We start from the raw sequence: 12560 nt of genomic DNA on the forward strand, positions 1-12560 counted from the left end.
TTATCGGGCTCTCGACTGCAGTGTGCCGGTATCCACTCACAATCGGGTGAGCACGGTATACATTCTTTCCGGTGCCCATCGGAGGACATCCCTAAGGGTGTACCCCTCATCGTGAAGCCCCGGATCTCGCCCTGCCTCCACAGCCTGTCCCGCCCGGCACCGCTCGCCCACGCCCATCGGTGCAACATCGAGCACCCGGGATGCGAGAAGGGGAGAGAGCCGCACGGATGAAGGGCTCACACAATTCCATCCGCTACGGCCCTTACCCGCACTCAACCCCCGATGTTCGCCCGGGCCTCTGCCAGCACATCCCGGAAAAATCCTGGCAGCGAGTCATCACCCACCAGAAGTTTGCGGTCAAGATAGATGTTGCTGCGCTCGCACGAGGTCTCCGACACCAAACTGCACGCGTGGCACGCAGAGAGGTTGAGGCTGTTCATGCCCTGCCCACTGCTCTCAGCACAAACGGGATTGTTGGAGCACCGATCAGCATCCTCCACCGCGCCCAACAGCAGTCGGGAGAAGTACCGGGCCTCGCCCAGACGTACCAAACCACCTAATGTGCCCTGGGCGTCCCCGCTGCTTGTGTAGATCAACAAACCGGACTGTGGATCCGGCCCGTCACACGAGGCATAGACACGCTCCGACAGAGACGATGCGGAGTACCCGCTCTGGAATTCGAGCCGGCGCATCAACAGGTGCGCCAAAGTGTGGAGCAGTACGTATCGAGGACGTAGATCGCTGACGACCAACCTCCGGTTCGTCAGCTTCGCCCCCCGGGCGATCCAATGCTGGATACGACGCTGGACAGCCGGCTCATCCTCCCATGCACGCATGATGTCTTCGTCGAAGCGCAGAAAAATCCCTTCACCGAATTGCTCGATCGCCGGATACCATTTCAGGCCGTCGATGGTCCCCAGATCCACACGGGTGAAATGCTCCTGCTCGTAGCGACGGAAACCCCGCAGTGCTCGCACCTCCCGCAACCGGTGGACCAACCCGACATCGGAGACCAGCTCGGCCAGAGCCGGCAGGACCCCGGGCTCGTCTGGGTAGTCGGAGCGGTCGACGTTGAAGTCGGGATTTTTCACTTCCTCGTCGCCTGCCAGCACCCTGTCGAAGGCGGCCCACTCTCCCGAATGCAGGTTGGTCTCCAGCTGCGCGGAGTCCGCCGTCGGGTCGGTGGTCAGCAACCGACGAACCATATGTTCTGGGGCCCCGGTCTGGGCAGCGATGACGGGAACGGCGTACTCCAGCAGGGGGCCCTCCTTCTGCCCGAAGACGCCCTTGAACATGTCGTTGTGGAGCACCTGCTCCCGGAGTTTGGTCGTGGCCGATGCGACTTCCGGGATGTCAATGGCCGAGGTCGTCTCGGCCTGGTAGACGCTGGTGGATCCGCGCTGGATGACCCGGAGTTCGGAAGCGCAGTCCTTGGGGGTGTCCTGGGGTTCCCAGGGCTGCAACCCCCGGCACTTGTGGCCCTCCTCGTGCAAGGATTCATTGCGTCCGAGCGAGCCGAGGTGCCTCGAGATGCCGCAGGAGCGACACATCACGCGCAAAGAGCGCAGGCTTTCGCCCGCCCCGGGGGTCGTCCTCAGCTCCAAGTGCTCATAGTCCCTGCACTGCCGTTGTTCGTCGTTGGCGGCCTCGAAGTGGCTCCACCGCCGCCAGCCGATGTCCTGGATGTGCCCTCCGGTGGCGCATACGGCGATAAAACGCATCGGAACCATCGGTCCGGCGCATCGGGAGCAGCCATTGGTGCTGGCGCCCTTCTGGTGGTGGACACGGTTCGACATCAGGGAGCAGTCCTGGCAGAAGCGCCACTTCGGGAATCGGCGATACGGAATCGCGAAGTCCGAATTGCGGCTGAACTCTCCGGCCGTCGGAGGCTCCCGCAGCTGGAGAACCCCCAGCTCCCGCTCGAGGGGGCGACAGGGCAGGGGCCTGCAGGTCTTCTCGTTCCAGGTGCCCGTGTCCATGCCGATGAACGACTCGCTCTTGATGTCCACGATGGCGCCCACCCCGAAGGGGTAGATGGTCTCCTGGAGCCGCAATTGACGTATCTCCGATGTCTGGTGGTCGATGGGCCCTTTGCTCATGCTTTTTCCCCAATAATCTTCATGTTGACGTTCGCATCGACGCTGCGCATGGAATTCATTACGGCCCACCCATAACGCTCCTCGTTGAACGCACGCATGAGCGCAGGCTCGTCCCTCTTCCCCCGCATGGGCTGATAGCGCAGCTTTGACTGCCCGGTCTCCGGGTCGGGCGCGGTCCGAATGCGCCATTGGTCAATCAGTAGGTCCAAGTGCTTTTCCGTGGCCTCGCACTCATCCGGATCCGAACGTTTTACGATGTCGAGGATCACGTCTCTGATATTGCGGACCACATTGGCATCCGGTCGGAAATCGACGGCCTGGGCCTCGTTCCTCCAAGGACTGAGATGCCGGACCATGGTCACGAACACTGCGGCCAATGACCGATGCCTCGACGCCGCCGACCAGGGAGTCACGCTCGTCGGTTCGACGCTGCGGTAGAGAGCCTGATGATATCCGAGGAACGATTCGTAGTGCGAGCGGTCGCGCGGGCGCGAGGCACGGTACAACGTCACGATGACGCCTGGGACGTCGCCGCGCCCCACCCGGCTTGTGGCCTGGATGTACTCGGAGGTGGTCTTGGGCTGCCCGTTCATGAGCATCAACGCCAACCGTGAGACGTCGATGCCCACCGAAAGCATGTTCGTGCAGGCAACCACGTCGACCGCGTCGCCGTGGGCTCGAACTCGCCCCATCCGCCGGAGACTCTCCGGCAGCTCCTCGGCACCCACGTGGCTGGTCAGCTCGACCAACCCATCGCCGCGGATCTGACGTGTCTCACCATCAGGTCCGAGCCTGGTGGCCAACAGGCTGTTCACGTCGTCGCGAACGAGGGTCACGGTTCGCCCCAACTCGCGCAAGCTGTTGTGATATGCCACAGCTGTCCAGTAGGCATCGATGCCTTCCTCGTCCTGAGGCCCCTCTGCTGCCCACCGAGGCGCTTCCAGCATGGCCCCCATTGCGCGCACCACTGAGGTCGATTGCGTGAAGGCCTGCGGCATGAGCCCGATGTACGTCCTGCCGGGAGCATCGGGGTCCTGGACGGGTCGGGCGAAGTAGCTGTCGTCCTCGTTGAGACCTGATGGCGGGAACAGTTGAACCTTCCGAGCCATCAGTCCCTTCACCTGGTCCTCGGCGGATCGGATCGTTGCGGTGGAGGCAACTATTTTCGGGCGCCCACCGACCTCCTCGATGATGCCCAACACCGCGGCATCATAGATCGCGACCGTCGTACCGAGGGGACCGGACAGCAGGTGCATCTCGTCCTGGAGTATCAGGGACGGCGGCTCGTTGGCTCCGGATCCGGCTCCCAACAACACCCCGGCTTCCTGCACGAAGGGCAGGCGTGCGAACTTGTCGACCGTTGCCAGCAAGATGGTGGGGGGGTACTTGTAGATTCTTTCGTCGATGACCTCTACAGGAAGTCGCTCGTGGAAGAGACATGCGGGATCAGGACATCGTAGCCAGATATCGCCTGCCGAATGCACGGCCCCGTAGTCCCCGGCCTTTTCCGACCGGGTTTTCGGCATCATACGGTGACCGCACCACGGACACTCCGTCAGTTGGAAGGGGTTGTCGGGGACCTCGCGTTTCCGCGTGAGTTCGAGCCGCTTGATCGCCTGCTCCTGCGTCCCAGGAGTCGTGTTGTTTCCCACCCACAAGCCGATGGTGAAGGGCGCCATGCCCTGCACAGTCGGATCAGTCGCCCGGAGGCATTCCATGGCGCAGACCAGGGTCGCGGCTCGTTGAAATTGCTGCGTCGTCAGCAGTCGCAACGTGTAGCGGGTAATGACCGCCGTGCCGCCTCCTCGTACCCCCTGTTCGAGCCGGCGCCGGAAGATCTCGAAAGCTGCCAACCCGAGATAGGCCTCGGTCTTGCCCCCGCCGGTGGGGAACCAGATCAGGTCGACGAGGTCCCGATCGTCATGGTCGACGTCTGCTGTACTGGACAGTGCGAGGAGGATGAAACCCAGCTGGAACGGGCGCCACGTCGGCTCGCGTCCAAGGCCGCGTTCCCCAGGAACCCCGCTCTTGACATGAGTCGACTGGAGCATCTGCTCCCGCATGGCCAGCATGGCCAGACGGAAGGCGCTCCGTGCGGTCTCCGACTCCTCCAGGAGAGCAATCCCCTCCTGCATACGGTCGACGGCGCACTGCTGCCGCTCGGTGATTCTCCGGGCTGCTTCACGGTAGAGCTGTTCGAGCTCGCCCGCCTGGGTACGCTGCTCGGTGGTCCACTGGCGGTACTCGTCGACGAAGGCTCTGAGCTCTTCCAGGATGTCGGTGGGCTCCTGCTGTATCTGCGTCAGACGGCTGAGCTGCAGGATGCCGTCGTCGCTGGTCTTCGCCTGCACAGGTGGGACGGTGTACCGGGGTAACGGGTCCGATGCCACCGACGAACAGGCGCCCGACTCGTCGAGCTCCCACCGGACGGAGGTACCGTGCCCTACGGCGAAAACCTCACGGTGTCGATAGCGCACCGCCAGCTCTTCCTGCTCGTCGTCGAGCCGTAGGTCCTCGACCGACCGATAAGGAAGAATGCGGCCCCCTACCGCACGAGCTGTCATCCTCACCTGGTAGAGACAGTCCTCGGTTCGCAGCTGCCGTTCACCTTCGACCCCAGGGGCTACACGGGTATTGCGAACGGCCACAGTGACCAGCGAACGGCCTTCGCCGAAAGGCCGCCACCGAAGGTCGAGGACCACACGTCCATCATCGGACTTCCAAGGCTCATCTCCCCGCTCGCGGCGGATGTCCACAAGCTCCTGGCCTGCTCGACGCCATGCGGTGCGTGCGTCGGACTTTTCCTCGCTGTAGGTGGCGTACCTCAGATCAATTTCCACCGCTTCGCCGTCGTGTATGAAGGACAGAGCGCTGGATGAGGGGTGGTACGCGTTGGCCATGTCGATGGCTGGATCTTCGGCACCGTCGACTCCATCATCGTCGGTGTCGTCGTCGGCCGGGGTCGACGGTTCGTCAACCTCCATCCCGATGCCGCTCGGGTAGAGAACTCCGACCAGATAGGTCGCATTGGGGCGGTTGCGCAACAGCTCCTCCGGCCCGTCGGCCGGGCCGAGATACTGCTTTTCGAGATGTTCGATCACTCGCATTTGACGCGCGACGGCTTCAGTCATTCCTGGATCCGACCTTATCTACCTGCTGTTGGATGTACTGGAGCGCGTGGTGCCCCATGATTTGATACGCCTGTGGGGAACTGACGACGTAGAGCGAATACCGAGGTCGGGTCATGGCAACATAGGCCGCCGCTCTGCCCCCAGGACTGTCAAGGCCGGCGACGTCCACGACGACCACGTGCGCCCGTTCCAAACCCTTGATACTTGCTGCTGCGACTACCTCGTACGATCGATCGTCGACCTTGTAGCTCGAGGGCACTCGTCCGTCGACGGCCAGCACCGACTCGGCAGGGTTGGCAGCAGCGCTGACGATGGTGATTTTCTTGCGGCTGACCCCCTCTTCCTGAAGGGCACGAATGCGGCGCTCCAGGAGTTGACGAGCTTCCCCCGGTGTGCGGGCTTGGACGATCGACGCATCCGGTCCTTCACCGATGCGAGGACTTCCCAGGTCTGCTCCGAGATGGGATTGCACTGTGGTCACGACGCTGCGAGGATTCCTAACATTCTTCGTGAGGTCGACGACGACCGCGCTGTCCTGAAGTTCCCGGTACACCCCCTCGTCGAACGACCCGGTGAGGTGTGCCTGATTGTTGGGATCGAGGAAGACCCACCACCGGCCGCCGTCAAGCCCCCCACGGATCGTCTCCGCAAGCGCGCTCATGTCCTCGACGTTGAGCAGGTCCTGGGCCTCGTCCACCACGACCACGTCGAAGAGCGGTTCGTCGGGGATGGAGCTGAAGGGCACAAGCCGTACCGGACTGCCGCGCAACAACTCGGATGCGAGCTGCAGGACGCCTGCGGAGCCGCAGACGAAAGCCACGGAACTGCCGTCGGCCGCGGCCCGGCGAGCGGCTTCGATCGCCACGACGGTCTTCCCTGTGCCGGCCCCTCCCAGCACCAGGACCCGGGGATTCCGTTCGAACGCGCGCATGGCGTCGATCTGTTCATCCGTCATGGACACGATGTTCCGGTCGATGATGAGTTCGGTGTCGGGCACCGTTCGCATGGCGTCCACCTCCTTACGGAGGAACTTGGAGATCATGGTCAGATTCCCCATGGGGCGGAGATCCTGTTGCCGGATATCCTCGGGTGCGCCCGGTGGTGTACGAGCCAGGCGAGCCAGGGAATCCAGAGCGCGTTCCATTCCGACAGGTGTCATGAGATCCAAGCCGATGTGCTGTTGCGGCACCCATTCTGCATCTGATGACAGGTTCTGATGCGGGGTCACCACGGCATAGGCGAACGGCCAATCACCGCCACTGGTCTGTTGGGTCAGAATGTCGAGCAACGCGAACGCCGCGTCCTTGGCCTGCACCCAGGGGCTCCGCCGGAGAGGATGCTGAATGCCGTGCCGGTCGACGGAGTACCAGATTCCCTCGTCGCTCCGGCCGAGCCGCCCTCCTTTGACTTCCAGTACGAGGATCGCGCCCTTCCACAACACGACGAAATCCGCTTCGCCCATGATCTGCTTGCGGTGTCGAGGCAGGTGCACCGAGTGATAAGCGATCCCCCCATCGGCTGGCAGGGCTTTCAGGAGTTCCGCGACTTCCCGCTCAGCGCCACTTTGGGAGTCGATGTACTCGACCGGCGGTATTAGTCTCAAGGGTTTTCAACTTTCCAATACTGGGTAAATCCCCGGTACGCCAAGTCGACATCGACGTTCTCGATAGTGTCCTCGAGGTTCACCACGAGGCATCGGTCGGACCCACGGTTTTTGGGGCCGCGCAGTCCGCGGCCGACCATCTGCACGTATTGGCTCTCGCTCAGGGTGGGCCGGGCGACATACAGCGCACGAACCTGAGGGGCATCGAAGCCCTGTGTCAGGAGGTCGCAGTTAACGAGGACCTGTATATCTCCGTGCTTGAACTGCGAAATTACTGAAGCGCGTTCGCCGCGGGAGCTCCGCCCACTGACCGAGGCCGCATTCCTTTCATTCCTTTTGAGCACCGTTGCAAGGACTTGGGCCGAGAGGACGGAAGGCATGAACACGAGAACCTTCCAGTCCTCTGGCAGACTCATGATGTCGTTGACTATGCCCTTTGTTCTCTGCTGGTCTTCACCGACCCGATTCAGTGTGTCTTGTGATAGTCGATTCAGCTCAACCTCGGTCGACCGTATGGAAAGTCGGGAACCCGGGAGTACTTTGTGATCGATGCGGGCCAGGACACCGCGGTTTTGAAGCTCCTCAATTGGACTGTCGCCCAAGGTTTGGACGAGGTTGTTACCGAAGCGGCTTGCCAGCTTGCGCGTCGCTTCTGAGTCCCTGCCCCGGTACGGAGTGGCCGAAAGGCCCAGGAGGGGGCGTTCCCGGTGCCCGAGATCGACCCCCAGGCGTCGAAATATCGTGTTGTAGCGCGGGCTGTCCGCCGCCCTATGGGCCTCGTCAACGACCACGGCAACAGGCGCATAAATCCAGTCGTAGGAGTCGTCATCGAAATGTTCGTGGAGCATCGCGTCGGTTGCCACGACCACGCTGAGTTCGAGTTCGGGAGCCTGCGGCCGATGCGTACCGAAGAACCGGTTGATGCTCAGTGATCTTTCATCGGAGAACTCCCTCCACACCTCGCTCCAGGTTGTGAGCGCCTGTTCACACAATTCTTCGGACTGCGCGATCCACAATACGGGGCCACTCTGCTGAAAGTCGTTGTCCAAGAATGCCTTGACCAATGACTCTACGGCCACACGGGTTTTTCCGGCGCCCGTCGGGAGCTCGAGCAAGGCCTTGTCGGCGTTGCCAGGGTTGGAACGAAGACGGAAGCGCAGTTCCCGGAGGGCTTCCTCCTGATAGTCGTGCAGGGGGCCGAGCCCTGGTTTTCCCATTATCGTCTCCGCCGCGGGGCGCGACGGTTTCGGTGTCCCGGCATAATCGGCTGTGAACCCCAAGTCCGTCACGAATCGTCGTGCAGGACCCAGCCCTCCCCACTTGTCGGGTGGATTGAGTCGTCGTGTCCGCAACTCGTCCGTCAAATGACTGAGACTGTCGGTGCCGAAAGAATCGAGGAACAGGCGCGCCATGTCCTTGTCATTAACGGGTGTCCCCATTGTATGGAGGGTCTCCACGAGGCCGGAGGGAAGTTTCGCGCGCAGTTGCTCTGGCAACGCCAAAATTTGCAGACGTTTTTCGTGGGACAACGCGGCACGACAATGTTGTCTCAACTTCTCGGTGTCGGCATCGAAAAGTGCCTCGATGACGCCGTCGATGTCCGAAGCACTCAGCCCGAGACCGACTTCGTGATTGACCCACGTGAGCAGGTCCTGGGCGTGCGGCCTATCAGAGGGATCGCTGGTCACGTAGACCGTCCCGTCGTGGACCGCTCTGCGCAGGGACTGCTCCTGTACACCGTCGGGCGTGATTTGGCGAGCCACGATCGCGGAGCATTCCGTGACCGTGAGCCGACGATCCTTGCGATCAAGGGAGCTATGCAACGTCGGGATGCAATCCGTGAGCAGGACCGGTTCCGAGGGCTCCTGCGGGATCAGCTCGAATTGGATCGCGTTCTCGGCATCCTGGAAATCCGCATGTTCGAGGAGGACGCTCCGCAATGCCGTGTCCTCGACAAAGAGGTACGGATTTTTCGATCGCTCCAGCACGTCGACCTGTTCCTGATCGGAGGCGACGAATACCTGCCCCGCGGGGAACAGGTCCACCGTCTGCCCCATAACGGCCGGGACGTCACGGGTCCAGCGGTGTCCGTCACGGAGCTGTGGAAGAGCCTCGGACAAGAACTTGAGGAGCGACTTGGTTAGGTTGGGAGTGGCTCGCAATCCACGCCCTTTGGCCATCCCTTCTAAGAGCGTTTCATGGGGGATGTCTTCGATAGATTCAGCCAATGGCAAGGCCCCGAAGTGCGAGTTTCTGGGCAGTGGTACCCAAGGGAGATAGGACGCCAGGTACGGGGACACCACTTGCGACGCCGGGCGGATTCCAAAGGAGGTGTCTGCCAGGCCCCATTCCAGAGCTGCCCACAGGTGCGGTGCTGGCACCATGAATTCTTCGTTTCCGTCCGGGGACCGGAGGGTCCATTCGCGAGCGGTGGGGATCCTGAGCATGGCCGCCGTCAAGTCCACGACGTCCTCTGTCGGAATAGGTTCCGTATCGGACAAGTGGTGGATGAGCCCGAGCGGCCCACCACCTCGCTCCTGCGCGAAAGTCCAGTCCTCCGGCGTCGAACTTTGGTCTTCGGCGTCCGCTCCCCAGGCTTGTTCCACTGCCCACGCCCGGTACTGCGTGAACTCAGGCTCCTCAATGACCGGCCACCTGGGGGAAAGTTCGGTCACGATACCGAGGACTTCCATTAGCGCCTTGGAAGGGAGGAAATTGGGCTCTAAAGTACGGTCGGCCCACGAAATCTCCAAAGGGGGCTTCTGCAGTGCGAAGATTTCCGCGGAATCGTGCCAAGTACCAGCCTTTGTCCTGACCTTGACAATATGACCTTCCTGTCGCCAGACCTGAAGTATCAGCGCCAACTTACGAGGTTCGAGGTTGAGAGCCTGGTTCCAAAGGTTTTCCCACTCGAGGTCACCCGGCTCTTCCCCCATCCTCGTGAGCATTGACTTGAAGACGACCTCGTCGTCCAACGTCGTGAACCCGAAATTACGGAGGACACCGCGGCAGACAGCGTCGTCGACAATGTGGTCCGCAACAAGTTCGTACCCGGATAGCTGGACTCCGCCGTCGGGAGGGAGGTGAACCCTTGCATGCTCGCCCAGGGCAGCTCGCCGTCCCCTGTTGGTCGGGACAATACGAGCCGACGCCAGCGATCCTCGAGCCTTCTCCGGTTGGACATCCGGGACCATGCTCAGCGCTGCTTGCGAATACTTCATATCATCGACGTTCCCGAGCATGCTCAACCAGGTGGAGAGATCGATCTCGTTCTTCGACGCAGGCAGATCTCTCTGCAAGAGGGCCCGGGCATCGGCGAATGCTCTCCGATGCAGCTCACGGAGACGAACTCTGATATTTCTGCTTTTGCTATCCCGGTAACAGGACGCATGCGGCACGTTATCGGGAGTATGGGGAGCGGAATCCCAGAACGCCATGGTTTGGGCTGGCAGGGTGATTCCGTGATTGAGAGCAATGATGTCGGATCCGCGTCGCAGATGACCGGTCGAGTCAGGGATCAGGGCCGCCTCCGAGGCCTTGCGGTGTATTTCCGAAATTAATGCCTTGTCCACCAGGGAGTAGGACTCCTGGAAACGGCTCGGCAGATACTCGAGATGCCTGGCCGGGTCCTGGTCCGTGCGAAGGTGCGGCAGGGAGTCGACGAACAGTTGAGCCAAGGTGTCGAAAATTTCGACGTTGTACTTCTTTTCCGTGAGGATGTGACTGCGGTCCTCGCTCAAGGCCCATGGTGCGTTGAAGATACCTACAGCAGAGGTTCGATCGGACAGTGGGAAGTTGGCCCAGAACGCGCCTTCCTTGACGCCTCCGTCGAGCGGCATGGCGCATGTGACGAGGATCGACTTTCGGGCGATGGCGTCGTCGACCTCCTGTCGTGCCGCCAACGACGGAAGATGCTCCCGCGTGAAGATCGCCCACTTCTGAACGCCGGTCTGGGGTCCTTCCAATTCATAGGACGACTCGCCGATCGAGCGGCATGAGTGTCGAACTGCATGCTTGGCGTCGTCACGGCACACGGAGATCGAGAGTTCCTCGACATGGGGAGTGAAAATCAGGAACTGCGTTTGGAAATCACGAAGTTGCTCTCCCAGGTCCGTGTTCCTGTGGAGGGGAAGGCGGACGACGGTGCTGGCCCATTCCGCCAATCGTTGCAAAATGGGATCCTCGGTGAGGGTGCTCGATGCATCGAGGGGTGTGGCCAGCCGGAGCACTGGCATGTTGCCGTTCGTCGCACCGACTCCTTCCAGCACCTTCTGTGCTTCCGGTGCGCCGAACTGGAAGCTGACCGAACGGCTGAAGATCTGCGGGTTGTCGGTGACCGCGAGAACGGACTTGAATCCGAGACCGTAACGGCCGATCTCCCCGCCCCTCTTGTCGCTGAGGTAGGCGTGGGTAATCGCCTCGATGCCGGCCTTCTCGAACTCCTCACCATCGTTGGCGCAGTAGAGGTAGCTGTCCGTCAGGACTAGCTCGATCTTCCCTGTTCGTCCCGACTTGAAGATCGCGTCGGCGGCGTTCTGCACGAGTTCCGTCACCTGGCGACGCGAATAGCCGCTGGTCTGGAAGGACTTCTCCTGGCGCGCATGTTCCTCGAGGAGCTTGGGGTCCTCTCGATAAATCCTCGGTACTACCGACTGCCAGTCCTCGATGAAGCCGATGAGCGCTGGATCCGGGGAGTTCCAGGGTGTGTGCGCCATTGCTGTTTCCTTCCACGGGTCGACCTTTTCGATCGTAATGAATCTCATAGGTCTCGACGGAATCGACCCGCTCCCCCTGCTTACCGTGACGTAACTTAAGGGTTCGGAAGTACGCATCACCTAGATTCTGGCGCCGTCGCTGACATGATCCTCGGGGCCCAGGGGAGGAGCGCTGGCCCTACCCTACTGGCGGGTGGACCCGCATTCTGGCGTATTTACCAGTGCGCTGGCGCGAAAGGGGACACTGCGACTAAGGAGTGCGTGACAGGCTTCCCCTTGGCTGTTTGCAAAAATGTACAGAGTCATGGAGGTCGGAGGTCATGGGATGGGAGAGACAGATTCGTGACAGGTCACAGCCGTGCGGCACAGCACCACGAACACACTTGGGACTGGGACTACGAGGGAATGGTGTGGATGAGAATTACGCCGACCACCAGTCAACCCCACCATCTTTACCCGTCCATCTTCTGGGGCCCGTGGATGCGACCCACCAAGTGTCCTGCCGTCCTCGAGGAAGGGGTCGTGCTGTTCACTAGTAAGGGCCTGGACAAGCCCGGCAAGGCCGCACCCCTCCATCTGCTCTCCAACCACCCCGTCACCGTGGGCTTCGGGGACGAGTCAGACGTGCCCGACGCCGATGTCTACTTCGACATCAACGGCATCTGGTCGCGCCCCGCAGCGTTCGACGACAAGGCCCGAGCGAAGGGTGATTTTTGGTTCGAGCCCGACAGCCTGCCCTACTGCTATCACAACGTTCGCCGGCCCGGATCCAGAAACCACGGCCGGCGCCGCGTCAAGGACGCTACGCCGCGGCGTTGAACCGCACCGCTCCAACCCGATCCAGGGCCAGTTGTAGAACGATTTCGAAGCTGCGGGGGGAACTGCCAACGGCAGGTCAACACGCGAACCACCTGTGGCAGTCGCTGGTGGAGGGCGGTTCCGACTTCGCCACATCCCACCACCCCCCGAGGAGCTCGCATGGTCCGGCGAAAGAACTTCAATGGCTACCGCT

5 protein-coding genes are annotated in these 12560 nt (G+C 61.7%); 1 reads left to right on the forward strand and 4 read right to left on the reverse strand.

The features are described from left to right. Positions 1–272 precede the first annotated feature (272 nt). Genes drmB through RF644_RS05555 form a run of 4 tightly spaced genes read right to left on the reverse strand, consistent with a single transcriptional unit; the run spans position 273 to position 11548 of the window. Positions 273–2099 (reverse strand): DrmB family protein, encoded by a 1827-nt coding sequence (gene drmB / locus RF644_RS05540; RefSeq protein WP_368795737.1) that lies wholly within the window; start codon positions 2097–2099, stop codon positions 273–275. Next, on the reverse strand, positions 2096–5230 hold the full coding sequence (locus RF644_RS05545; protein ID WP_368795738.1) for a helicase-related protein: 3135 nt from the start codon (positions 5228–5230) through the stop codon (positions 2096–2098). Before RF644_RS05545 ends, drmB begins: the two co-directional genes overlap by 4 nt. After that, a complete protein-coding gene (locus tag RF644_RS05550) occupies positions 5223–6833 on the reverse strand; it encodes an NERD domain-containing protein (protein ID WP_368795739.1) in 1611 nt (536 codons plus the stop codon). Before RF644_RS05550 ends, RF644_RS05545 begins: the two co-directional genes overlap by 8 nt. Then, on the reverse strand, positions 6830–11548 hold the full coding sequence (locus RF644_RS05555; protein ID WP_368795740.1) for a DEAD/DEAH box helicase: 4719 nt from the start codon (positions 11546–11548) through the stop codon (positions 6830–6832). The genes RF644_RS05550 and RF644_RS05555 overlap by 4 nt, the downstream gene beginning before the upstream one ends. Before the next feature lie 522 nt (positions 11549–12070). On the opposite strand from RF644_RS05555, the gene RF644_RS05560 reads away from it, so the two are divergent. Next, positions 12071–12367 carry a hypothetical protein gene (locus RF644_RS05560; RefSeq protein WP_368795741.1) on the forward strand — a complete coding sequence of 99 codons (297 nt, stop codon included), beginning with the start codon at positions 12071–12073 and terminating at the stop codon, positions 12365–12367. Positions 12368–12560 lie beyond the last annotated feature (193 nt).

Source organism: Kocuria sp. CPCC 205258 (assembly GCF_040981005.1).
Taxonomy (GTDB): Bacteria; Actinomycetota; Actinomycetes; order Actinomycetales; family Micrococcaceae; genus Kocuria; species Kocuria rosea.

Excerpts from the sequence above, each read along its gene's own strand:
- drmB (WP_368795737.1), bottom strand. The coding sequence starts at position 2,099 with ATGAGCAAAGGGCCCATCGACCACCAGACATCGGAGATACGTCAATTG.
- RF644_RS05545 (WP_368795738.1), bottom strand. The coding sequence starts at position 5,230 with ATGACTGAAGCCGTCGCGCGTCAAATGCGAGTGATCGAACATCTCGAA.
- RF644_RS05555 (WP_368795740.1), bottom strand. The coding sequence starts at position 11,548 with ATGGCGCACACACCCTGGAACTCCCCGGATCCAGCGCTCATCGGCTTC.